Raw genomic sequence first — 22,725 nt, forward strand, 5'->3', positions numbered from 1 at the left:
CGTTGCCTGGAGATCCGGAGGCCCGATGGGCGTGATGAACGACCTGCTGGGTCCGCCTGCCGTCGCGGGCCTGCGCGACGTCCTGGCCCGGGCAGCGGGCCGGCCGGACTGGCCCGCGCTCGCCGCTGCGGCGGAGCGGCTCGAACCGCTCGCGCTGCGTGCCCGCGCGGACCTGCTGGCGGCGGCGCTCCTGTCCGACCTTTCCGGCCAAATCAGCGGCGGCGGAGACGGGGCCGGCTACCGGCGGGCGGCGTCCGTCTTCCGGGCGGCGCTGGAGGATCCGCAGTTCACGGGCTGGCCGATCTGGCCGGTCAGCGAGGCGGCGGTGACCCTGGCGCTGCGGGACGGGAGCGCGCGGTCCTTCGACGACGCGCTGGCACTGCTGGCGGAGCTGACCCCGCGGCTCACCAGCGAGTTCGCCATCCGGCGGCTGCTCATCGGGGATCTCGACCGCTCGCTGGCCATCATCGCGGACTGGACGCGCCATCCGGACGGGCACGTGCGGCGGCTGGCGAGCGAGGGAACCCGGCCCTACCTGCCCTGGGCCGTGCGCGTCCCGGAGATCATCGCCAGGCCTGCTGCAACGCTCCCGCTCCTGGACGCGCTGCACGGCGACAAGTCCGGCGATGTCAGGCGCTCGGTGGCCAACCATCTGAACGACGTGGCCCGGCACGCGCCGGACGAGGTGGTGGCGGCGGCCGGACGCTGGAGCGCGGATCCTGGGGCGAACACTGCCTGGGTGGTGCGGCACGGGCTGCGGACCCTGGTGAAGAAGGCCCATCCCGGGGCGCTCGCCCTTCTCGGTTTCACCGCCGGCAGCGTGTCGGTGTCGATCCCGGAGCTGGACCGCGGCACCGTGCACCTGCCCGGGGAACTCGGCTTCGCCGTCGTTGTCACTAATAACTCCGGGGAGCCGGCGCGCGTCGCCGTGGACTACCTGGTCCATTACGTGAAAGCCAACGGTTCGCTCGCGCCGAAGGTGTTCAAACTGGCGGTCGCGGAGCTGGCGCCGGGGGAGTCCCGGCAGCTGAGCAAGACCCACGCTTTCCGGCAGATGACCACGCGCGTCCACTACACGGGACGGCACGGAATCCAGGTCCAGGCAAACGGAACGTTGTCCGCCAAGGCGGAGTTCGACGTCGTTAGCTGACGTCCGCCGTCAGTCCAGGCTGGTTTCGGTGGTGGTGTGCGCGTGGCCGCTGCCCTCGGCCTGCAGTTCGCCGGTCAGTTCGTGCAGGCCCTGCACCGCCGCGACCAGGGAAAGATCCGGCTGCTCGACGATGAACGGCAGCAGGAGCCGGTTCTCCTTCTCGAGATGCAGCGCGAAGAGCCGCTCCAATGCGGTGGCCACGGCCGCCGCGCGGACATCGGACAGGCCGCGCAGCTCCTCGAGGGTGTTGACGATGGTGCGGTGCTCCACCAGCATGCCGGTGACGAGCATCGAGGCCTCGGGCCGCTCCCGGGCCATCTCGTAGAGGAACTTCTCCTCCGCCAGGGCGTGCGGCAGCAGCTCGTTCTCGCACCACTCCACCAGCGTGTCCTTGGCGTCGTGCGCGGCCGAAGCGTCGCGCTCCTGCACGGCTTCCGCCAGGAGGGCCGTCAGGTGCTGCATGCGCTGGAGCATCTGCGCGTGGTGGTGTTCGACGGCGGCCAGTGCGTGCCGATCGCTCGCTGCGTCCTTGCCTTCATTGACCATGCCCGCATTCCCTTCAACGGCTCCGGCGGGGTACGTCCCCATGCTTCCAGCACGGGCGGCGCCCGTCCAGAGCCGTCGGCCCCTTCCCGGTGCTTGCAATGTGAGTCGAATCCCATAATATGGGTTGCAGTCTTGTGGCCGCAGTCACAGTGCCAACGTTGCCGACGCCTTCACCGCTGAGGGCCCGTCCGATTGGAATCCTTCTCTATGTCCGACATTGCCGTTCTGGTCAACACCGCGGTGGCCGTCCTCGCCACCGTGGTGCTGATCGTCAGGTTCAGGGTGAATCCCGTTATCTCGCTCGTGATCGGCTCCGTCTACCTCGGGCTCTCCACCGGGCTGGGCGTGGCCAAAACGGTGGAGACCATCACCGGCGGGTTCGGCGAGATCATGGTGGAGGTCGGCCTGCTGATCGCCTTCGGCGTGCTGATGGGCTCCATCCTCAACGAGACCGGGGCCATCCGCCGCCTGGTCGAGCACCTCCTGCGGGTCTTCGGGCCCAAGCGGCTGCCCTACACCATGGGCCTGGCCATCGGGACGGCGCTGCAGTCCATCTTCCTGGACGTGCTGCTGGTGATTTCGGCTCCGCTGGCCCGCCGGCTGGCGCCGAAGATCGGCAAGCTCGGCACGGCCCGGATGGCCACGGCGATGGCGATCGCGCTGGAGTGCGGCATTGTGTTCATGGTCCCCGGCGTCGCGGCGCTGGCCCTGGCCGGCCTGCTCGGCGTGCCGCTGGGCAAGATGCTGGTGTTCGGCCTGGTGCTGATTATTCCGACCATCATCATCTCGATCGCGATCATGTCCTTCCTGTTCCATAAGGGCTTCTGGAACGAGGCCAAGGACGAGGATTCGACCTTCATCGAGGACGACGGCGAAGCATCCGGCGCCGGTGCAGCCGCCGGTGGGAACTCCTCTGGCGGCGCGAACCCCGGCAGGGCTAGTTCTCCGTCGGGCGGTTCCGGTGCCGAAGGGCTCGAGCCCGCCCCCGCGGCGGTGGCCGTCGCGGAGCGCCCGGAGGAGAAGGAAGCGCCCCTGCTGGTGCTCTTTGCCCCGCTGCTGACCGCCTTGCTGCTGATCGGAGCCGGCGCCGTCGTGGAGATCCTCGAGCTCGAGATCGCCTGGCTGCAGCTGCTCGGCAACCCGGTGATCGCCCTGCTGATCGGCTTGATCGGCACCGGCGTGGTGGGCCGCTTCACCGTCGGCCAGGCGCGGGTGGAGAACGCCATCACCACGGGCTTCAAGGAGAGCGGCCAGATCCTGATCCTGACCGGTGTGGGCGGCTCGCTCGCGGCCACGGTCGCCGCCGCCGGGCTGGGCGACATCCTCGGCGGCTTCTTCTCCGCCAGCACCGTGGCGCCGCTCCTCGTGGTGTGGGGCATCGCCGCCGTGCTGCACATCGCCGTCGGCAGCGTCACGCTGTCCGCCATCACGGCGGCGGGCCTGCTCGCGCCCATCGCCCCGGCACTCGGCATCGATCCGGTGCTGATCGCCCTCGCCGCCGGCGCCGGCTCGCTGTTCATGGTGCACGTCACCAGCAACACCTTCTGGCTGCTGCAGTCGCTGCTGGGCCAGAGCGTCCGCGGCGCGCTGAAGTCGGTGACGGTCGGCGTTTCGGTGGCGTCCGTCGTCGCTATCCTGCTGATCCTGCCGATGAGCCTGTTCCTCTAGACGCCGCTGCAAGCCAGACATAAGTACCAAAGGAAAACGATGAGTGAGAACGAGATTGCGCCGCTCGCGGGCGTGCGCGTGCTGGAGCTGGGCAATTACATCGCGGCGCCGACGGCCGGAAGGCTGCTGGCGGACTTCGGCGCCGAGGTGATCAAGGTGGAGCGGCCGGGCACCGGCGACGAGCTGCGCAACTGGCGGCTCTACCGGGGCAAGACGTCCATGCTGTACCGGACAATCAACCGGAACAAGAAGTCGGTGGTGCTGGACCTGCGCACCGAGGCCGGCCGCAAGGCGGTGCTGGCGCTGGTGGCCGAGTGTGACATCCTGCTGGAGAACTTCCGCCCGGGCACGTTGGAGAAGTGGGGGCTGGGCCCCGAGGTGCTGAACGAGGCCAATCCGGAGCTGGTGATCACGCGGATTTCCGCCTTCGGGCAGACCGGCCCGCTGTCGGAGCGGCCGGGCTTCGCCGCGGTCGCCGAGGCCTACAGCGGTTTCCGCAACCTGGTAGGCGATCCTGACCGGGCCCCGGTGCGGGTGGGCGTGTCCATCGGGGACTCGATCGCTGGGCTGTACGCGGCTTTCGGTTCGGTGATGAGCCTGTTCCAGCGGGAAGGACGACGGCGGCAGGGGACTTCCGCGGTGCCGCTGCGCGAGCGGGTGGTCGACGTGGCGCTGCACGAGGCCATGTTCTCCATGATGGAGTCGCTGATCCCGGACTACGAGGGCTACGGCGTCCGCCGCGAACGGGTCGGCGGGCGGATGGAGGGAATTGCGCCGTCGAACGCCTATGTCTGCGCGGACGGGGGCAGCATCGTCGTGGCCGGCAACGGCGATGGCATCTACAAGCGCTACATGGACACCATCGGGCGGCCGGACCTGGGCATCGATCCCGGGCTGCAGTCCAACGACGGCCGCTGGGCACGCCGCGAGGAGCTGGATGAGGCGATCGGGGAGTGGGCCGCGGGCCGCAGCGTCGCGGAAGCGCTGGCGGCCCTGGACGCTGCCGGGGTGCCCGCCGGTCCGATCTACACCGCGGCGGATATCGTCGAGGATGAGCAGTATGCCGCCCGCCGGATGGTCCAGAAGTTCGACGTCTCCACCGGCGAGGAGGTGCTGCGCGATGTCGGTTTCCCGGGCGTGGTGCCGGTCATCGGCGGAGAATCGCTGCCGATCCGCAACCTGGGGCCGGACCTGGGCGAGCACACGGACGAGGTGCTCGGCGGGCTGCTGGGCATGGATGCGAAGGCAATCGATGCGGCCGCCGGCCGCGAGGAGGCAATGCAGGGATGAGCTTCACCTTTGAACCGCGGGCCGCGCTGCGGGATGTGACGCTGCGGGACGGCCTGCAGCTGACCGGGAAGATGCTCTCCACCGCCCGGAAGGTGGAGATCGTGCGGGAACTCGTGCGCCTCGGGGTACCGGAGATCGAGCTCGGATCGATGGCCCGGGAGGACCTGGTACCGCCCATGGCCAACACGCTGGAGGTGGTGGAGCAGCTGACGCCGGAGGAACTGGAGCGCTGCTGGATCTGGGTCGCTACCCCGGGCCACGTGGCCAAGGCAGCGGCGGCCGGCGCGCGCAATTTCCAGTACTGCTTCTCCGCCTCTGACTCGCACAACCAGGCCAACATCGGCCGCAGCACCGAGGCCAGCCTGGCAGCGCTGCCGCAAGCGGTCGAGTATGCCCGGGCCGCCGGCGGGCGGATCCAGCTGTGCATCGCCACGTCCTTCACCTGCCCCTTCGAAGGGCTGGTTCCCGAGGACCGCGTGCTGGCGATCGCCAACGATCCGCGCGCCGAGGGCACCTGCGACATCGTCATCTGCGACACCCTGGGCCAGGCGGTTCCAGCCCAGGTGGCGTCGCTGATCCGGCGGGTCAGGGAGGAAACTCCGGCGCGGCGGATCGTCTACCACGGGCACGACACCTGGGGGCTGGGCGTGGCCAACACACTGGCCGCGATTTCGGCCGGCGCCGAGCTGGTGGACGGAGCCCTCGGCGGGCTCGGCGGCTGCCCGTTTGCCCCCGGGGCGAGCGGCAACACCTCATCGGAGGACATCCTGTTCGCGACCCGGCCCGGGTGGCTGACCCCGGAATCCTTCGGCGCGATGGTGGAGCTGTCGGAGAAGCTGCTGGCCGAACTGGGCGAACCGAACCGGTCCAAGTCCGCGCAGGGGGCCCGTTCCAAGGCCGAGGCCTTCGAATGGGTCATCGCCGGCGGCCCCGACCCCGCCTGCGACCGGAGCAGCTAACCACGGAGTCAGGAGGCGGCTTCGCCGGGGAAACGGCCGCCGATGATCCTGGTCATGCGCTCGGCGGTCTGCAGCAGAGTCTCCACCCAGCCCTCGCACACCTCCCGGGGCATCCGCAGGGTGGGGCCGCTGATCGTCACGGCCCCAACCAATCCGGCCGAGGAGTCGAAGACCGGCGCCGACAGGCCGGAGGCGCCGGTCTCGCGCTCGTCGGTGGTGATCGCGAAGCCGTCGGTGCGGGTCTGCTTGACCACGGCCTGCAGGTCCTCGGAGCTGGTGATGGTGGATTCCGTAATGGACTCCAGCGGCTCCTTCAGGACGCGGTCCAGCAGTTCCGCGTCCCACGCGAGCAGGACGCGGCCGGCGGAACCGGCGTGCAGCGGCATGATCTTGCCCAGGTGCATTTCCCGCCGCAGCGCGTGCCGGGTCTCGGCGATCCCGACACATACCCGGTACCGCTGTTCGGCCTTGAAGAAGCATGCGGTCTCGCCGGTGGCATCGCGCAGGTCCTTCAGCAGCGGGTTGAGCACGTCGAGGATTTCCTTGCCACGCGTGGCCGGCGCCGCCCAGTACGCCATCTTCAGGCCGATCCGGTAGGCGTCGTCCTCCCGGTCCAGGAAGCCCTGGGCGGTGAGGTTGGTGACCAGCCGCTGCACGGTGGACGTCGGCATTCCGGTGGCCTCGCGGATGCCGGCCAGCGTCAGCACGGGCCGGGTGAGCGAAAAGGCGTCCAGAATGGCGCTGATCTTGGCGAGCACAAGCAGGGGATTGTTTCCCGGCTTGGCGGGCGATTGCGGGGCGGGCATGGCAGTCAGGCTAGCCCCGGCGGGCCGATGCGGCAACACGTAACGGACGACGGCGGCGGGCTTGGAATGTGACGAAGGTTACTGTTAGCATGAGTCCACATTATGGCGGCGAACCCACAATGTGAACCCACAAGGTTCGCTTGCGGAGCCGCGGACCGGCCCCGACCGGTACAGCTCTGAAGGCGGTTTCCGCACCGCTTCAACCTGAATGGAACGTGGGTCCTTGGGGGCTCGGGAGAGATCATGACGCTATCTTCGGCTGGAACGCCGACGCAGTATGCGGTGGAGCTGCAGGGCTGCACCAAGCAATTTTCGACGCCGGGCGGCGGCACCTATTTCGCCGTGCGGGACATCGACCTGAAGGTCGAACCGGGCCGCTTCGTCTCGATCGTCGGGCCGACCGGATCCGGCAAGTCGACCATCCTGAACATGGCCGCCGGCCTGCTCAAGCCGTCCTCGGGGACGGCGAGCAGCTTCGGCGCACCCGTGCACGGGGTCAACCGCCGCGCCTCCTACATGTTCCAGCAGGATGCCCTGCTGCCGTGGAAGACCGTGATCGAGAACGTCAGCCTCGGGCTGACCATGGCCGGCGTCGGCAAGGCCGAAGCCCATTCCGAGGCGCAGCGCTGGCTGGAGAAGGTCGGCCTGAAGAACTTCGCGGACCGGTATCCGCACCAGCTCAGCGGCGGGATGCGCAAGCGCACCGCGGTGGCCCAGGCCTGGATCGTCAATCCGGACATCCTCCTGATGGACGAGCCGTTCTCAGCGCTGGACGTGCAGACGCGCCAGATCATGGAGAACGAGCTGCTGGCGCTCTGGCAGGAATCCGGCAAGGCGGTGGTCTTCATCACCCATGACCTGGACGAGGCAATCGCGCTCTCCGACGAAGTGGTCATCCTGGGCGCAGGGCCGGGGAGCACCGTCGTCGGCAATTACGAGATCACGATCCCGCGCCCCCGCGACCTGCTCGACATCCGGGACGACCCGAAGTTCGTGGAACTGCACCGCGAAATCTGGGGCCGGCTGAAGATCGAAGTTTCCAAGACCTACGAGGCCGCCCGTGCGGAAGAAGGTGAAGTGGCGTGACCGTCCTGAACAGCCGCAAGGCCCTCAAGCCTGCTCCCGGCGAGGGCACCACTGCCGCCCGCGCGCGGCGGCGCAACGGCACCTCCGACGGCATGATGCGGGTGTACCAGCTGGTCCTGGCCGCCGTCGTGCTCGGCGCCTGGGAACTGCTCGGCCGTGCGGGGATCATCGACGAGTTCTTCTTCCCGCTACCCTCGGACATCCTGGCCACCGTCTGGTCCTGGATCTCCACCGGCTACGTCTTCCCGCACCTGTGGATCACGATGCAGGAAGCGCTGCTGGCCTTCGCGGTCGGTACCGCCGCCGGGTTGTTCCTGGGCTTCCTGCTCGCGCGGGTGCGCTTCCTGGAGCGGCTCTTCGACCCGTTCCTGCAGATGTTCAATGCGCTGCCGCGCGTGGTGCTGGCGCCGATTTTCCTGCTCTGGTTCGGCCTCGGCATCTGGTCCAAGGTGGCCTTCGGCTTCACCCTGGTGTTCTTCATCGTCTTCTTCAACACCCTCGAGGGCGTGAAGAACGTGGACCGCGTGCTGGTGGACAATGCCAGGATGCTCGGCGCCTCGGAGAAGCAGCTGCTGCGCCACGTTTTCATTCCCAGCGCCCTGACCTGGATCTTCTCAAGCCTGCACATCAGCGTCGGCTTCGCCATCACCGGCGCGGTGGTCGGGGAATACCTCGGCGCCTCGGCGGGCGTGGGCTACGCGATCGCCCAGGCCCAGGGCGTCTTCGACACCCAGGGCGTGTTCGCCGGCATGTTCATCCTCATGATCGTGGTGCTGATCATCGACCTGCTGGTCAACCGGCTGGAGAGGTACCTGCTCCGGTGGCGCCCGGTCCAGTCTTCCTGACCATCCCTAGCATTCCCTACCATTCCGCTCACGCATTCCTGAAGGGACCTATCCCATGAACCATCCGGAGAACCGCCGCAGCCGCCGGCTCCGCCGTTTCAAGCCCCTGGCCGCCGCCGCGGCCCTCGTCCTCGCGCTGGCCGCCTGCGGCGCGCCGGCCTCGGCTCCGCCCGGGCAGCAGGGCAGCGGCGAGGCCCAGGACGGGGCCGCCGGCGGCGACAAGATCGTCATCGGCGTCGGCGGGCAGACCCTGCTGACCTACATGCCGACCACGCTCGCGCAGGAACTCGGCTACTACGAGGACGAGGGCCTTAATGTCGAGCTGCAGGACCTGCAGGGCGGCTCCAAGGCCCTGACCGCCATGCTCGGCGGCAGCACCGACGTGACCAGCGGCTACTACGAGCACACCATCCAGATGCAGGCCAAGAACCAGCCGATCAAGGCCTTCGTCGACATGGGCCTGTCCTCCGGCCTCGCCCTCGTGGTGGCGCCGGACCAGGAAGGCAGCATCAAGTCCATCGCGGACCTGAAGGGCAAGAACGTCGGCGTCACCTCGCCGGGCTCCTCGACAGACATGTTCGTCAAGTACCTGCTGGCGGAGAACGGCATGAAGAAGGAGGACGCTTCCGTCTCTGCGATCGGCGCCGGCTCCTCCGCGGTTGCCGCCGTCGAAAACGGGCAGGTGGACGCCGCCGTCATGCTCGAACCGGATGTCACCGTGCTGGCCAAGCGCCTGGGCAAGGACCCGGTCATCATCCAGGACGTCCGCACCCTGGACGGCCTGAAGGCCGTCTTCGGCACCGAAGCCTGGCCGTCCTCCAGCCTCTACGCGAAGACCGACTGGCTCGAGCAGAATCCGGAGGACGCCAAGAAGCTGGCCAGCGCGATCAAGCGCACGCTGGAGTACATCCAGACGCACTCCGGCAAGGAGATCGCGGCCGAAATGCCGGAGAAGTACGCCGGCGGCGACGTCGACCAGTACGCCGCGGTGATCGAGGAGCTGAAGGCAACCCTCAGCAAGGACGGGGCCTTCACCGAAGAGGGCGCCGAGGCCGTGCTCAAGACGCAGCGGATCGCCAACCCCGAGGTGGGCGACAAGGAGATCGACCTGTCGACGACCTACACCAACGAGTTCGTGCAGTAATCCTCCCCGCCCGCACGCCGGCCGCTCCCGCCCGAGGGGGCGGTCGGCGTCGTTAAGGAAAACAAGGCTGCCCTGCCTCTGGCCAGCACAAATAGGCAGGTATAGCCTGAGCGTGGCCGCCGTTTCCCGAGTGCAGTGAGGTGTCCCGTGCCGGATCGAATCGCGGATATCTGGGGAACCCGCACCCCTTATGGACAGGGCGGGAACTGGCCGGTGAGGGTGGACACGAAGCTGGCCGACGGCGTCGCCAAGGCGGACGTCGACCGCTGGGTGAAGTCCGCCTGCCTGCTCTGCAGCAACGGCTGCGGCTGCGACATCGCGGTCAAGGACGGCCGCATGGTCGGCATCCGGGGCCGCGCGGAGGACCGGGTCAACCACGGGCGGCTGGGACCCAAGGGGCTGTTCGCCAGCTGGCAGGGGGTGGACAACCGGGACCGGCTTACCGTGCCCCTGGTCCGCGAGGACGGGCGCCTCGTGGAGGCGGACTGGGACACCGCGATGGGGCGGATCGCCGAGCGCAGCCGCGCGCTGCTGGAGGAGAAGGGGCCGCTGTCGCACGGCTTCTACACCAGCGGCCAGCTGTTCCTCGAGGAGTACTACGCGCTCGCCGTGCTGGGCAAGGCCGGAATCGGCACGCCGCACATGGACGGCAACACCCGGCTCTGCACCGCGACGGCGGCGGCATCGCTCAAGGAGTCCTTCGGCGCGGACGGGCAGCCCGGCAGCTACACCGACATCGACGAGTGCGACGCCATCTTCCTGTACGGGCACAACATGGCCGAGACCCAGACGGTGCTGTGGGCCCGGGTGCTGGACCGGATCGCCGGGCCGGACCGGCCGCGGGTCGTGTGCGTGGATCCCCGCGACACCGAGGTTGCCCGGCACGCCGACGTCCACCTGCCGGTGCGGCCCGGGACCAACCTCGCGCTGATGCACGGCCTGGTCCGCGAGGTGGTCGCGAACGGCTGGGTCGACGAGGACTACGTCGCCGGGCACACGCAGCGGTTCGGCGACCTGCTCGCCGCGGTGGAACCGTGGACACCCGAGGCCGTGGCCGAAACCTGCGGAGTGGCGGCGGCGGACGTGCGCCGGGCGGCGGAAATTTTCGGCACCTCGCAGCGGGTGCTCTCGACCGTGCTGCAGGGCTTCTACCAGTCGTGGCAGGCGACGGCGTCCTCCTGCCAGGTCAACAACCTGCACCTGCTGCGCGGCATGCTGGGCCGGCCCGGCTGCGGCCTGCTGCAGATGAACGGCCAGCCGACGGCGCAGAACAACCGCGAATGCGGGGCCGACGGCGACCTGCCGGGCTTCCGCAACTGGGAAAACCCGAAGCATGTCCGCGAGCTGGCGGAGCTGTGGGGCGTCGACGAGCTGAAGATCCCGCACTGGGCGTCGCCGACCCACGCGGCCCAGATCTTCCGCTACGCCGAGCAGGGGTCCATCGGGTTCCTATGGATCTCGGCGACCAATCCGGCGGTGTCCATGCCCGAGCTGCCGCGGATGCGCCGGATCCTGGCCAAGCCCGAGCTGTTCCTGGTGGTGCAGGACCTGTACCTGACGGAGACGGCGCAGTACGCGGACGTAGTGCTGCCGGCGGCGGCGTGGGGCGAGAAGACCGGCACCTTCACCAACGTCGACCGCACCGTGCACCTCTCGGACCAGGCCGTCGAGCCGCCGGGGCAGGCCCGCAGCGACCTGGACATCTTCCTCGACTACTCGCGCCGCATGGGCTTCGCCCGCAACGACGGCTCTCCGCTGCTGGACTGGACCGGCCCCGAGGACGCCTTCCGGGCATGGCAGGAATGCAGCCGCGGCCGTCCCTGCGACTACTCCGGCATGTCCTACGCCATGCTCCGGGAACGCGGCGGCATCCAGTGGCCCTGCAACGACGAGCACCCGGACGGACTGGATCGGCTCTACACGGACGGGACCTTCTCCACCGATGCGGCTTACTGCGAAACCTACGGCCATGACCTGACCACCGGGGCCACGGTCGGACCGACCGCCTACCGGGCGATGGCTCCGGCGGGCCGGGCGCTGTTCAAGACGGCGCCGTACTCGCCGCCGCCGGAGGAACCCAGCGATGAGTACCCGCTGCGCTACACCACCGGCCGGACGGCCTACCACTTCCACACGCGCACCAAGACGGGCCGGGCACCCCAGCTGAACGCGGCCGCGCCGGGCATGTGGATCGAGCTCTCCGCCGCCGACGCCCAGCGGTACGGGATCGGCGAAGGCGACATCGCCGTCGTGAGTTCCGCCCGCGGACGGATCACCGCCCCGGTGCGGATCGGCGACGTCCGCGAGGGCACGGTGTTCGCGCCGTTCCACTTCGGCTACTGGGACACGGGCGGCTCGCCGGACGACCACCCCCGCGCGGCCAACGAGCTGACCATGACCGAATGGGACGCGGTGTCGAAGCAGCCGATCTTCAAGACCGCCGCCGTCCGGCTGGAAAAGGCTGCGGCCGGGAGCGGGCCGGCGCCGGCCCCGACCACCACCGCGTCGCGGCCGGCGCAGCCCGGGACGGTGCCCGCCACGATCGGCGGGGCCGCCGCCGAGGCGAGGGAGGAACCAGCATGAAACTGCCCGTCTACCTCGGCCTGCTGCACCAGTCCGAAGCAACCCTGGCCGAGTCCTACCGGCAGGTGGCGGAAGGCCACGGGGAAGAGCCCGATGTCCACTTCCTCTGCCTGACGCTGGCCCGCCAGTGCGACGCCCACCAGGACGCGCTGGCGCCCATCATCGGGCGCTACGGCGAATGCACCGAAGACGACGAGCCCGAGCGGCTGCACCACGAGGGCCTCTCCAAAACCCGCTCCGGCCCGGTGGGACTGCTGCGGGACCTGCAGGACCTGTACCTGATGGCCAACCTCGTGGATATCACCTGGACCATGGTGAAGCAGGCCGCGCAGGGGCTGCAGGACGCGGAACTGCTGGACGTGATCGCCCGGTGCGACGGCGAGACCGAGGTCCAGCTGCACTGGCTGAAAACCCGGATGAAGCAGGCGGCTCCGCAAGCCCTGATCGCCGCGTCCTGAAATTGCGCTAACGACGGCGTTTCCAACCGCCGTGCGCGGGCGTATCCTTCCGATTGGGGGAGCAGATCACCGGTCTGTCGGTACTCGAGGAGGAGACCATGCCGGACAAGTCACCGCATAAGCACGAACCCAAGAAGCAGGCCAAGGGCGCAACGATCAAGCAGAAGCGCGCCGAGAAGCGGGCTAAACATATTGTCGAAGGTCCCGCGGATCCCGTGGCCCACATCAAGAAGCGCGGCTGACGCGCAGGCGGCCGGTCCCGGCGGCGGGGCCGGCCGTTTCCATGCTTGTTTCTTAGTCCGTAGCCGTCGCGCGCCCCGGCGGCTCAGCGCAGGAACAGCTCAGCGCAGGAACAGCATGTACACCGCGAAGATGGCCAGGCCTGAGGCCCAGCCGGCCAGCACCTGCGCCCACGAGTGGTCCCCGAGCTGGACCCGGGACCAGCCGACGGCAAGCGGCAGCACGCTCCAGAGCACCCCCAGCGGCATGGAGGCGGAGGCGAGCACGGCGGCGAAGAACGCGGCGACGGCGGCGTGGACCGAGAGTTTCCAGACCAGGTTGACCGCCATCGAGAGCGCGAGCCCGAGCAGCACCGTGAAGATCAGCCGGTGGAAGGCCAGCGCCGCGTCCATCAGGGACAGGATCCAGAGGCCCACGATGATCGAGACGCCGGTGAAGGCCATGACCGGTCCGCGCTGGCTCCGGTTGCCAATATGGTGGTCGCTGAGCGTCCCGTGCCGCGCCAGCACGTAGACGGTGGCGAAGGGCAGCGCGGTGACGAAGAGGATGGCCACGGCCACCTCGGCCAGGGTGACCTCCGGCAGGATCAGCGGCGACGCGGCCAGCACGAGTGTGACCAGCACCGTGGGCGCGAAGGCCTCGGTGATGAAGCGCGCCGTCCTGTGGCGCCGCGTCGGCTGCTCTGGCACTTTTCCAGCGTAGCGCCGCGGCCGCCGGATGGAGCCGGACGGAGCCGGCCGACGCCGGTGCTTGTGCTTCCCTGCTCAGTCGGCTGGACGGGCCGGGGGCAGCAGCCGCCGCGGGCCGGGCCCGGCGTCGCCGAGGATGTCGGACGGATTGTAGAGCTTGCAGCTCCGGAGCGAGAGGCAGCCGCAGCCGATGCAGCCGGTGAGATCGTCGCGCAGCCGCTGGAGCTGGTCGATCCTGGCGTCCAGCTGCTCGCGCCAGCCGGCGGAGAGCCGCTTCCAGTCCGCCTTGGTCGGCGCCTTGTCCTGCGGCAGGGTGTCCAGCGCGGCCTTAATGTCCCGCAGCGGTATGCCGAGCTGTTGGGAGACCCGGATAAAGGACACCCGGCGCAGCATGTCCCGCCGGTAGCGCCGCTGGTTTCCGCCCGTGCGGCGGCTGGAGATGAGGCCTTCCTTCTCGTAGAAGTGCAGGGCGGACACCGCCGCGCCGGTGCGTTCGGACAATTCTCCCGGGGTGAGCTCCTTGTGCCCGGAATCGGGTTTCTCCACCGCGGCCCCTTCCTGCTTGACCTCAAGCGTACTTGAGGTTGTTGGCTGGTCAAGACGCGGCCGAATCCGGCCGGGCCACCGGCCGGCTAAAGGCCCGGTTCCATCGATACAGCGGAGCAGAATATGCACGGAATCATCCAGCGGGCCTTCGGCGGTCCGGACGTCCTGCGCTTCGAGGAGCGGCCGGAGCTGCAGTCCGCACCGGGCCAGGCCCGGATCGCCGTGCTGGCCAGCGGCGTGCACCTGCTGGACGCCGGTATCCGCAGCGGCACCAGCTTCGGCGCGCTGCCCAAGCCGGAGCTGCCCATGGTCCCCGGCCGCGAGGTGGCCGGCCGCGTGGATGCCGTGGGTGGGGGCGTGGACCCGGCCTGGCTGGGCCGCCCGGTGGTGGCGCATCTGGGCGCCGCCAGCGGCGGTTATGCGGAGCAGGCCCTAGCCGCCGCGGCCTCGCTGCACGCCGTACCGGAGGGGTTGGACGCGGCAACGGCGGTTGCGGCGATTGGTACCGGCCGGACGGCCGCGCTCATCGTGGAACAGGTGGAGATCCGGCCCGATGACATCGTGCTGGTGCCCTCTGCCGCCGGGGGACTGGGCGTGCTGCTGGTCCAGGCAGCCAAGGCCGCCGGCGCATGGATAGCGGGCCTCGCGGGGTCGGACGAAAAGGTGCGTATCGCGCGGAATGCAGGCGCCGACGTCGTTGTTAACTACCGCAGCCCCGGCTGGGCGGAAGAATTGGAACGGCTGCCGCGGCCTACGCTGGTGTTCGACGGCGTGGGCGGGCACGTGGGCCGGGTTGCCTTCGAGTTGCTGGCAGAGGGCGGGCGGCAACTGGTGTTCGGCTGGTCCTCGGGTGGACGGAACGACTACTCGCATCCGGCCAAGACCACGGCCAGCCTGCTGGGGCCGGTCAACGCAGAGCGGCTCCGCGCACTGGAGGCGGAGGCCCTGGCCCGCGCGGCGGACGGATCGCGGGTTCCGCTGGTCGGCAGCAGCTTTCCGCTGGCCTCGGCCGCCGAGGCCCACCGCGCGCTCGAGGCTAGGGAAACATACGGCAAAATAGTGCTTCTGACCGAAGGAGACCTGGCATGACCGTGGAGCTGGCGCCGGCGCCGCTGCTGTCCAAAACCTACCGCGCCACCACCGCCGGAATCTTCGCGCTCGCCTTCCTCTTCGCCTTCGAGGCGATCGCCGTCGCGACCGTCATGCCGGTGGTCGGCCGCGAACTGGACGGCCTGTCGCTGTACGCCATTGCCTTTTCCGCGCCCCTGGCCGTCGGCGTCATCGCCACCGCGATGGCCGGCGGCTGGATCGACGCGCGCGGCCCCGGCCCGGCGCTGCGCACGGGCGTGGGGCTCTTCGTCGCCGGGCTCATCGCCGCGGCGTTCGCGCCCAGCATGCCGGTCTTCCTGGTGGGCCGCGGGGTCCAGGGCTTCGGCTCCGGGCTGGCGGGCGTGGGGCTGTACGTGCTGATCGCGAAGGCGTACCCCGAGGGCATGCGCGCCCGCGCCTTCACCGTGCTGACCAGCGGCTGGGTGCTGCCGGCGCTTGCGGGGCCGGCGATCGCGGGGCTGATCAACCACTTGGCGGGCTGGCGGTGGGTCTTCGGCGGCGCCCCGCTGTTCGCCGTCGTCGCCTATCTTGCCCTCGCCCCGGCCCTGAGCACCACCCGGCAGGAAGGGGTGTGGAAGAACGACGGCGGGCGCACGGCATGGGCGGCGATAGTCGCCGCCGGGATCCTCGGCGTGGGGTTCGCCGGGCAGCGCAGCCTGGACTGGTGGATCGTGCTCGCCGTCGCGGCGGTGGCGGCCGTGCTGCTGGCCGCACCCCGGCTGCTCCCCAAAGGAACGTGGCTGTTCCGGCGCGGCCTGCCCGCGGTGATCTCGGTCCGCGGTTTGATCGGAGCCGGCTTTTTCGGTGCAGAGGTCTACCTGCCGCTGGCGCTGGTGGAACACCGGGGCTTCACGCCCACCGAAGCCGGCCTGCTGCTGACTACCTCGGCGGTCGCCTGGTTCTCGGGGTCCTGGCTGGCGGCCAACCTGCCGTTCCTCGCCGGCAAGGTCATGCGGGTGCGGCTGGGCACCGGGCTGGTCACGGCCGGAGTAGGCCTCGCGGTCCTTAGCCTGGACGCCCAGGTGCCGGTCGCCGTCGTTGTTGTTGGCTGGGCGATGGCAGGCCTGGGCATCGGCATGGCGTTCTCCACGCTGTCGGTGCTGCTGCTGGACCACTCGGCGGACGGCGAAGAAGGCAGCAACAGTTCGGCGCTGCAGATCAACGATGCGGTGGTGCAGTCGCTCTACCTGGCGCTGGGCAGCATCGCCTTTGCCGCCCTCCTGCCGGTGGCGCCGCTCTGGGGCTTCATCACGGCCTTCGGCGGCTCCTTCGCGATCGCCCTGCTGGCGCTGCTGCTGACCCGCCGGCTGGCAGGAGCGCCTGGGCGGGGGTGATCCGGGGACAGGTGCCGGAGCTCTTCCCGGGACCCAAGGTTTCTGCAACCCTCCGGAAGATGCTGGACGCGTCAACTTTTGACGACGCTGGTCCGCTCTGTCCATAAGGAGAGTCCCATGTCCATCCCTACCAGCACCAGCACCACCAGATCCGTTTCGAACATTGCCATTACCCTGCTGCGCGTCGTCGTTGGCCTGGTCTTCGTCGCCTACGGCTGGCAGAAGATCAGCACCAATACGATCGCCGGCGTCACCGGCTACTTCACCTCGATCGGCGTGCCCCTGCCCGAGCTGATGGCTCCCTTCATTGCCTACCTTGAGTTGCTCGGCGGCGCCGCACTGATCCTTGGCCTGCTCACCCGGCCGCTGGCGCTGTTGTTCGTCTGCGACATGATCGGCGCGGCGATCTTCGCCCACCTGCCCTCCGGCTTCTATGTGGAGAACGGCGGCTACTCGCAGGTGCTGCTCCTCGGCACCGCATCGCTGGCCATCGCGCTGATCGGGCCCGGCCCGTACTCGGTGGACCGCTACCTCTTCGGCCGGACGGAATCCAGGGCCTCGGTCCTGGCCTGAATGCCGGCCATGGCCGGAAAATACCGGTCATGGCCATAACGCCGGCGGAGCCCGGGTGGATGGCGGGAGCCTGGTTCCAGGCTCCCGCTTCTGCCGTCTTCAGCCCTTCCGGTCCGCCTCGGCGGCCAGGAACCGCTCCACCCGGCGGTCCGGAATCAGCCAGATCGCGGCGACCACGGTGTAGGCGGCCACGGCCAGCAGGGGATTGACGAACGACAGCCCGATCCCGACGAGGTAGATGGCCGGCGAGACCTTCCCCTTCCAGTCCCGCCCCGTGGCCCGTGCCAGCGGACCGTCCCGCCCCTGCTGCCGGATGAGCGCCGATTCCAGCAGGTAATAGGCAACCGCCGCCAGCAGCAGGTTGATCCCGTACACGAGCACGGGGACCTGCGGAAAGCCGGATTCGTCCATCCAGCGCGTGGTGAACGGAAAGAGCGAGAGCCAAAACAACAGGTGCAGGTTCGCCCACAGGATCGTGCCGTTGATCTTCCCCGCCAGATGGAGCATGTGGTGGTGGTTGTTCCAGTAGATGCCCACGTACACGAAGCTCAGCAAATAGCTGTAAAAGCCCGGCAACTCCTGCGCCAGGCCGGTCCATGTGGGCTCCTCAGGCACACGGAGTTCGAGCACCATGATCGTGATGATGATGGCCAGGACGCCGTCGCTGAAGGCCTCCAGCCGGTTCCTGTTCATGTTTGGTCCTTCATGCATGAATCATGGTCACCGCCCGGCCCGTTTGGGAAGCAGGCACTTGGAACGGTCACCAACGGCTCCAGCGAATGCCCATATGATGGCCGTAACCCCGCAGTCGACACCGAGGAGCCATACGCCATGCCGCCGCCCCGCACCCAGCGGCCACTCCACCAGCAGCTGGTCGTCACGCTGTACGGGTTGTATGCAGGGAAGGCAGGAGGGTCCTTCCGGGTCGCAGCGCTTGTCGCGATGCTCGCCGATTTGGGCGTGGATGAACAGTCAGCGCGATCCACGGTCTCCAGGCTGAAGGCCAAAGGTACTCTGCTCAGCCGGCGTGATGACGGCGTGGCACGCTACGTCCTGTCAGGCGATGTCTTGGACATATTCAATGCCGACGACCAGCGCATTTTCGCCCCGGAGCGGTCCAGGCCTGAAGATCCATGGGCGTTGGTGGTTTTCTCGGTGCCGGAGGCAGAACGTAACCGGCGTTATGAACTCCGGTCGGAGCTGACCAGCTTGGGCTTCGGATTCGTGGCCGCAGGTGTCGCGATCGCGCCAAGTATGGTGATGGACCAGGCCATGGAACGGCTCGCCGCGCGGGGGCTGGACCGATATACGGAGTATTTCTCGGGCGATTATCTGAAGGGCGGGGATATCAGGGCGCAGGTCCCGCGATGGTGGGACCTGGAGTTGCTCGACAGGCAGTACTCGGCCTTCATCGACAGCTACGAATCCCTGGCCCGACTTTGGCAGGAACGTGTCCAAGCGGGGAAATTGCCGTCCGGCGCTGACCGGTTGGAAGCCTTCCAAACCTATGTGCCGATGCTGACCCTGTGGCGGAAGTTTCCCTACCGGGATCCGAACTTGCCTCTGGAATATCTGCCCGCGGGCTGGCAGGCGCCACGCGCGAAGCAGGCGTTCCTGACGCTGCACGGCATCCTTCGGGCGCCGGCGGAGGATCATGCAGATGAGCTGCTTCGGACGCGGTGAACCTGGGCCGGTACCTTGTCCATCCATCCGCGCACGAATGGCCATGTAGGCGAGGCCGGATCGATTGCGTCCAAGTGGTCCAGGCCATAGGGAGAGACGAAGTCGATGCGGTCGCCTGCCATCCGGGCCCGGGCAATGAAGTCCAATGAGTGCTCAACCGGCACCCGCTGGTCCACGGCGCCATGGACCACCAACGCCGGCGTACCCAGCGGCAGCTGCCTGACAGGGGAAGCGCCTGCATAGATCCCAGGGGCCTGCTCCGGCGATGCGCCGAAGAATTCCGCGGCAGCGTTCTCGCCGAGGCCTTCCCTGTGCGTGCGCGCGGCGTCGGTGACAGGAGCGAGGGCCACGACGGCATCCAGTTGGTCTGCGGCCAGCAAGGCCAGCTGCCCGCCTACCGAATGCCCGACGCCGACCAGCGGGCCGGGTGCGGCTCGGCGCCAGGCAGAAGCAGCGATGGCGGAGACGGACGAGCGCACGTCCTGACCGGTCTCGGGCCAGCCGCCGCCGTTGCCTCCGCGCCGGTATTCGACGTTGGCTACTGCCCAGCCTTGCCGGACCAGATCCCGCGCCAGGGGAACCATGAGTGAAGCATCGAACCTGGCACGCCAATAGCCGCCGTGCACCAAGACAACCACGCCCCGGGAAGATCCGGGTACGGCAGAATCCCAGCATTGAATAGTCTGCGGGGCATGAGGGCCGTAGCTGAGCGTCAGCACTGGCGTGGCAGGATCTGGTTCCAAGATGTTGTCCTTTGCTGTTGTCCGGTGCCCGACGTAGACGAGCCGGGCACCGGAGGCGGGTTTCTGTCAGGCTCCGGGGACAGCGCCCGGCGGGAGGAAATCCACGTCGTGCAATGCAGAACGCCGGACGACTTCCTCCGGATCGTCCAGATCATGCAGCTGGTCGAAGAGCTGGGAGAGCCGGCCGGCCGGACTGACCCAGAACAGCGACTTTCCCGGAGTTTCGCCCTTGTTGTAGTAGGCGTGGGGAAGGCCCTTGGGCATGCGCACAGTGTCACCAGGTCCAGCCGTCGTCCACTCGCCGTCGAGGTAGAGCGTATAGACGCCCTCCATCACGTATATGTGCTCGTCCTGCGTCGGATGGACATGCGGGGGAACTCCGGTGCCGGTCGGATCCAGGGACAGCCATGCGAAGCTGGAGGCGCTCTCGACCTTCGCCAAGTACGTGTGGCCGAGCACGTTCCAGGTCTTGTTTCCCATGGCCTCGCTTGCGAGCGTAATGCCTTTCGGCAGATCGCCCAGCACAATTTCCGTTTCTTGCTGCATTTCCATGACAGATCCTTTCGTCGAGCATCGGTGCGGCCAGCATGGCAGAGGATCCATCGATATGCAATGGCTATTGCGATCGCAAAAAGTACTACATATGATGTGTGTCACGTTCCTGCCGGCCCGGTCCGGCTCAGTGAATCTTGCAAACCGCCAGCTGCGCTGACAGCCGCGGTATCCGCCCACCCATCAAGGAAGACGAGGGGCACTTATGAGCAATTCAGCACCAGGAATGTCCGTCCACACACTAGGCACCGGCGGCGGCCCGATCGTTTCCAGCAGCCGCGCCGGCACAAGCACCGTGGTTTGCGTCGACGGTGCGGCTTATGTCATCGACTGCGGCATGGGCAGCATCCGCAACTACCGGTCGAGCTGCGCATGGTCGGATCTCCGAGGAATTTTCCTCACCCACCACCACTCAGACCACGTCTACGACCTCGGCTCGTTCCTGGTCACAGGCTGGCAAGTCCCCGGGGAGTCCTTCAGCCGCCCCATCCATGTGTTCGGGCCGGGCAGGCCGCAGCGGATTCCTGCGTTGGACCAAGAGCATGCCGCGCAGGTTGATGAACGGACAGCCGGAAGGACCATGGCGGGTACGGTTGAGGTGGTCGACGCGCTGCTGGACCGGGTTTTTGCCTCGGATATTTGCATCCGCATGGCAGATGAAGGTCGTGAAGAGCCGCACAATTGGGTGGTAGCCCACGACATCGCGATCCCGGATTCAGTGCCAGCGGATCCCGTCGAAGCGCGCCACCCGGCAATGGACCCGTTCGAGATCTATAAGGACGAGCTGGTGACGATCACGGCGATCCTGGTAGACCACCGGCTCTGTTATCCAGCCTTTGCCTTCCGCGTGGATTCCGCCTACGGTTCGGTGGTGGTCTCCGGCGACACCGCTTACTCGGAGAACTGCATCCGCCTTGCCCGCGGGGCGGATCTGCTCCTGCACGAAGTCATGGACCTGGACGCCATCCTGGCTACCTTCCCTGATGGGCCCACCCGTGACGGCATCGAGATCCACCTGAGGGAATCCCACACGTCTTTCGAGGAAGTGGGCAAGGTCGCCCAGGCGGCCGGTGCGGGAAGGCTGGTCCTGCACCATATTGTGCCGAATACCCCTGGTGCTGCAGACCTGCAGAAGATCAAGGCGGGGGCCGCGAAGGATTTTTCTGGCCCGGTGCAGGTTGCGGAAGACAATGACTGCTTCATCATCGCATCGACGCCTTCGCTGTCCGCCCCGCGTGAGGAAGCGGAGGTCATGGCATGACCACGCAGAGCCAAATCCCGGCACATACCCTGCGTGCCGCCGTCGTACACGGCCGGATGAACCGGCGCGCGTGGCTGGTGACCGGAGCCCTGGTGGTCTTCCAGATCATCAATTTCGCCGACAAAGCGGTCATTGGCCTCGTCGCAGATCCAGCGATGCGGGACCTGGGGCTGACGGCAGGCGAATTCGGTTTCATAGGAAGCGCCTTCTTCTTCCTCTTCGCGGTTTCTGCCGTTGCCGTCGGTTTCCTGGCCGGCAAGGTCCCCACCCGCTGGATCATCCTCACGATGGGCATCTCCTGGGCAGTCCTGCAGTTCCCGATGCTCTTCGGCGGGGGTGCCGCTGTCCTACTGGTCACCCGCATCCTGCTGGGAGCAGCGGAAGGGCCGGCGACGCCGATCAGCCTGCAGCACGTCCACGGCTGGTTCCCCGCCAAGGAGCGGGGCCTGCCGAGCAGCCTGGTCGCCATCGGCTCGACTCTGGGGCCAATTGTTGCTGCGCCGGTGCTGGCGTGGATTATCGCCAACCCTGCCCTTGGCTGGCGCTGGGCCTTCGGCTTCCTGGGCATTGTCGGCCTGCTGTGGTCCCTGTGCTGGCTGGTGGTCGGACGGGACGGGCCCTACAGCCACACCAGGAAGCAGGAGGAGGGTGCAGAGCCTGCGGCGGAAGAGACGAAGCCGGGGCCTCTCCCGGGCTCGGAGGCTCGTGCCGGCACGGGAAACAGCATCGCCGACAGAGCCGACTTGCTAAAGATTGTGCCCATCCGCAGAATCCTTGGCACGCGCATGTTCGTCGCTGCGGTGCTGGCCGGCGCAGGCTGCTTTTGGGCCCAGGGGTTCCTGACCACCTGGTCGCCGAAATATTTGGCCTCGGTGGTGGCGCTTCCGCCGGAAATGATCGGGCTTTTCTCGACCTTCCCGTGGATCCTCGGGGCTCTGGCTCTACTGGCCCTAGGATATGGATCCCGCTTCCTGATGCGTCGCGGGGTTACGGTCCGGTGGGCGCTCGGTGCGTTGTTCGGAGCCACCTTGCTGTGCTCCGGAATCTGCTTCCTGCTGCTGCCCGGACTCGGCGGCACGCCCGCTGTCATCGTGGTCACCCTAGGTGCCGGTCTGGCAATGACCTACCCGCTGGCGCCTACCGCAGTGGCCTTCGCCGTCTGTTCCAAGCAGCGCGCAGCAGTCATGGCAACGCTGACGGGGTTGGCATCTTTGGGAGGGGTCATAGCTCCGGCAATGGTGGGATCGCTCATGGACAGCGCCGGGTACGTGCCGGCGCCGAAGGGGGTGCGGGAAACCGCCGAGATGGCGGCCCTGCTCGCCGAGGGCATGAACTCGGCGTTCTGGATGATCGGCATCTACCTGATTGTCGTCGGAGTGGGCAGCGTCCTGCTGCTCAACCCCGACCGCACGGCCAGCAGGTTGCAGGAAAAGTTCGTCTACAACGGCTGATGGAACCT

At 68.1% G+C, this 22,725-nt stretch carries 23 protein-coding genes; 16 read left to right on the forward strand and 7 right to left on the reverse strand.

Annotated features, from left to right (window positions below; all coding sequences use genetic code 11):
• Positions 1-25 precede the first annotated feature (25 nt).
• Complete coding sequence (locus AHIS1636_RS17210) at positions 26-1,150, forward strand: DNA alkylation repair protein (protein ID WP_264797071.1); 1,125 nt, start codon at positions 26-28, stop codon at positions 1,148-1,150.
• A gap of 9 nt (positions 1,151-1,159) precedes the next feature.
• Here AHIS1636_RS17210 and AHIS1636_RS17215 read toward each other — a convergent pair whose 3' ends face one another.
• Positions 1,160-1,738, reverse strand: a complete 579-nt coding sequence (locus tag AHIS1636_RS17215; RefSeq protein ID WP_264797072.1) for a hemerythrin domain-containing protein — start codon at positions 1,736-1,738, stop codon at positions 1,160-1,162.
• A gap of 165 nt (positions 1,739-1,903) precedes the next feature.
• Here AHIS1636_RS17215 and AHIS1636_RS17220 point away from each other — a divergent pair, with 165 nt between their 5' ends.
• From AHIS1636_RS17220 to AHIS1636_RS17230, 3 genes are read left to right on the forward strand one after another with little or no spacing between them, the layout of a single operon-like run.
• Complete coding sequence (locus tag AHIS1636_RS17220) at positions 1,904-3,364, forward strand: GntP family permease (protein WP_264797073.1); 1,461 nt, start codon at positions 1,904-1,906, stop codon at positions 3,362-3,364.
• A gap of 39 nt (positions 3,365-3,403) precedes the next feature.
• Positions 3,404-4,654 (forward strand): CaiB/BaiF CoA transferase family protein, encoded by a 1,251-nt coding sequence (locus AHIS1636_RS17225; protein WP_264797074.1) that lies wholly within the window; start codon positions 3,404-3,406, stop codon positions 4,652-4,654.
• A complete protein-coding gene (locus tag AHIS1636_RS17230; RefSeq protein ID WP_264797075.1) occupies positions 4,651-5,613 on the forward strand; it encodes a hydroxymethylglutaryl-CoA lyase-like TIM-barrel protein in 963 nt (320 codons plus the stop codon). The genes AHIS1636_RS17225 and AHIS1636_RS17230 overlap by 4 nt, the downstream gene beginning before the upstream one ends.
• A gap of 8 nt (positions 5,614-5,621) precedes the next feature.
• On the opposite strand, the gene AHIS1636_RS17235 is transcribed toward AHIS1636_RS17230, so the two are convergent.
• Complete coding sequence (locus AHIS1636_RS17235) at positions 5,622-6,419, reverse strand: IclR family transcriptional regulator (RefSeq protein ID WP_264797076.1); 798 nt, start codon at positions 6,417-6,419, stop codon at positions 5,622-5,624.
• 243 nt (positions 6,420-6,662) lie between these two features.
• On the opposite strand from AHIS1636_RS17235, the gene AHIS1636_RS17240 reads away from it, so the two are divergent.
• From AHIS1636_RS17240 to AHIS1636_RS17265, 6 genes are all read left to right on the forward strand, one after another.
• Positions 6,663-7,505, forward strand: coding sequence for an ABC transporter ATP-binding protein (locus AHIS1636_RS17240; RefSeq protein WP_264797077.1), 843 nt, complete (start codon positions 6,663-6,665; stop codon positions 7,503-7,505).
• Positions 7,502-8,350 carry an ABC transporter permease gene (locus AHIS1636_RS17245; RefSeq protein ID WP_264797078.1) on the forward strand — a complete coding sequence of 283 codons (849 nt, stop codon included), beginning with the start codon at positions 7,502-7,504 and terminating at the stop codon, positions 8,348-8,350. Before AHIS1636_RS17240 ends, AHIS1636_RS17245 begins: the two co-directional genes overlap by 4 nt.
• A 55-nt stretch (positions 8,351-8,405) precedes the next feature.
• A complete protein-coding gene (locus AHIS1636_RS17250) occupies positions 8,406-9,494 on the forward strand; it encodes an ABC transporter substrate-binding protein (protein ID WP_264797079.1) in 1,089 nt (362 codons plus the stop codon).
• 147 nt (positions 9,495-9,641) lie between these two features.
• Entirely contained in the window at positions 9,642-12,077 is a 2,436-nt protein-coding gene (locus AHIS1636_RS17255; RefSeq protein ID WP_264797080.1) for a molybdopterin oxidoreductase family protein, read from the forward strand.
• On the forward strand, positions 12,074-12,535 hold the full coding sequence (locus AHIS1636_RS17260) for a hypothetical protein (RefSeq protein WP_264797081.1): 462 nt from the start codon (positions 12,074-12,076) through the stop codon (positions 12,533-12,535). Before AHIS1636_RS17255 ends, AHIS1636_RS17260 begins: the two co-directional genes overlap by 4 nt.
• 98 nt (positions 12,536-12,633) lie before the next feature.
• The gene (locus AHIS1636_RS17265) at positions 12,634-12,777 is read left to right on the forward strand and encodes a hypothetical protein (protein WP_264797082.1); all 144 of its coding nucleotides are present in this window, start codon (positions 12,634-12,636) and stop codon (positions 12,775-12,777) included.
• Positions 12,778-12,876: 99 nt separating this feature from the next.
• Here the strand turns inward: AHIS1636_RS17265 and AHIS1636_RS17270 are convergent, their stop codons facing one another.
• Both AHIS1636_RS17270 and soxR read right to left on the reverse strand, forming a co-directional pair.
• Positions 12,877-13,464, reverse strand: a complete 588-nt coding sequence (locus AHIS1636_RS17270) for a phosphatase PAP2 family protein (protein ID WP_264797083.1) — start codon at positions 13,462-13,464, stop codon at positions 12,877-12,879.
• Between the two features lie 75 nt (positions 13,465-13,539).
• A complete protein-coding gene (gene soxR, locus AHIS1636_RS17275; protein WP_264797084.1) occupies positions 13,540-14,010 on the reverse strand; it encodes a redox-sensitive transcriptional activator SoxR in 471 nt (156 codons plus the stop codon).
• Between the two features lie 123 nt (positions 14,011-14,133).
• Here soxR and AHIS1636_RS17280 point away from each other — a divergent pair, with 123 nt between their 5' ends.
• The 3 genes from AHIS1636_RS17280 to AHIS1636_RS17290 all read left to right on the forward strand — a co-directional run bounded on the left by AHIS1636_RS17280 (position 14,134) and on the right by AHIS1636_RS17290 (position 17,027).
• The gene (locus tag AHIS1636_RS17280) at positions 14,134-15,099 is read left to right on the forward strand and encodes a zinc-binding dehydrogenase (RefSeq protein ID WP_264797085.1); all 966 of its coding nucleotides are present in this window, start codon (positions 14,134-14,136) and stop codon (positions 15,097-15,099) included.
• The gene (locus AHIS1636_RS17285; RefSeq protein WP_264797086.1) at positions 15,096-16,454 is read left to right on the forward strand and encodes an MFS transporter; all 1,359 of its coding nucleotides are present in this window, start codon (positions 15,096-15,098) and stop codon (positions 16,452-16,454) included. The genes AHIS1636_RS17280 and AHIS1636_RS17285 overlap by 4 nt, the downstream gene beginning before the upstream one ends.
• A gap of 117 nt (positions 16,455-16,571) precedes the next feature.
• A complete protein-coding gene (locus tag AHIS1636_RS17290; protein ID WP_264797087.1) occupies positions 16,572-17,027 on the forward strand; it encodes a DoxX family protein in 456 nt (151 codons plus the stop codon).
• 99 nt (positions 17,028-17,126) lie between these two features.
• Here AHIS1636_RS17290 and AHIS1636_RS17295 read toward each other — a convergent pair whose 3' ends face one another.
• Positions 17,127-17,720 carry a TMEM175 family protein gene (locus AHIS1636_RS17295; protein WP_264797088.1) on the reverse strand — a complete coding sequence of 198 codons (594 nt, stop codon included), beginning with the start codon at positions 17,718-17,720 and terminating at the stop codon, positions 17,127-17,129.
• Between the two features lie 138 nt (positions 17,721-17,858).
• On the opposite strand from AHIS1636_RS17295, the gene AHIS1636_RS17300 reads away from it, so the two are divergent.
• Positions 17,859-18,710 carry a PaaX family transcriptional regulator gene (locus AHIS1636_RS17300; protein ID WP_264797089.1) on the forward strand — a complete coding sequence of 284 codons (852 nt, stop codon included), beginning with the start codon at positions 17,859-17,861 and terminating at the stop codon, positions 18,708-18,710.
• Here the strand turns inward: AHIS1636_RS17300 and AHIS1636_RS17305 are convergent.
• Both AHIS1636_RS17305 and AHIS1636_RS17310 read right to left on the reverse strand, forming a co-directional pair.
• Complete coding sequence (locus AHIS1636_RS17305; protein WP_309298629.1) at positions 18,680-19,429, reverse strand: alpha/beta hydrolase family protein; 750 nt, start codon at positions 19,427-19,429, stop codon at positions 18,680-18,682. The two genes, AHIS1636_RS17300 and AHIS1636_RS17305, sit on opposite strands and share 31 nt — an antisense overlap.
• Positions 19,430-19,519: 90 nt before the next feature.
• On the reverse strand, positions 19,520-20,005 hold the full coding sequence (locus AHIS1636_RS17310; RefSeq protein WP_264797090.1) for a cupin domain-containing protein: 486 nt from the start codon (positions 20,003-20,005) through the stop codon (positions 19,520-19,522).
• Positions 20,006-20,210: 205 nt separating this feature from the next.
• On the opposite strand from AHIS1636_RS17310, the gene AHIS1636_RS17315 reads away from it, so the two are divergent.
• Both AHIS1636_RS17315 and AHIS1636_RS17320 read left to right on the forward strand, forming a co-directional pair.
• On the forward strand, positions 20,211-21,266 hold the full coding sequence (locus AHIS1636_RS17315; protein WP_264797091.1) for an MBL fold metallo-hydrolase: 1,056 nt from the start codon (positions 20,211-20,213) through the stop codon (positions 21,264-21,266).
• Entirely contained in the window at positions 21,263-22,717 is a 1,455-nt protein-coding gene (locus tag AHIS1636_RS17320) for an MFS transporter (RefSeq protein ID WP_264797092.1), read from the forward strand. The genes AHIS1636_RS17315 and AHIS1636_RS17320 overlap by 4 nt, the downstream gene beginning before the upstream one ends.
• Positions 22,718-22,725: the final 8 nt, after the last annotated feature.

Source organism: Arthrobacter mangrovi, assembly GCF_026011795.1.
Classification (GTDB): domain Bacteria; phylum Actinomycetota; class Actinomycetes; order Actinomycetales; family Micrococcaceae; genus Crystallibacter; species Crystallibacter mangrovi.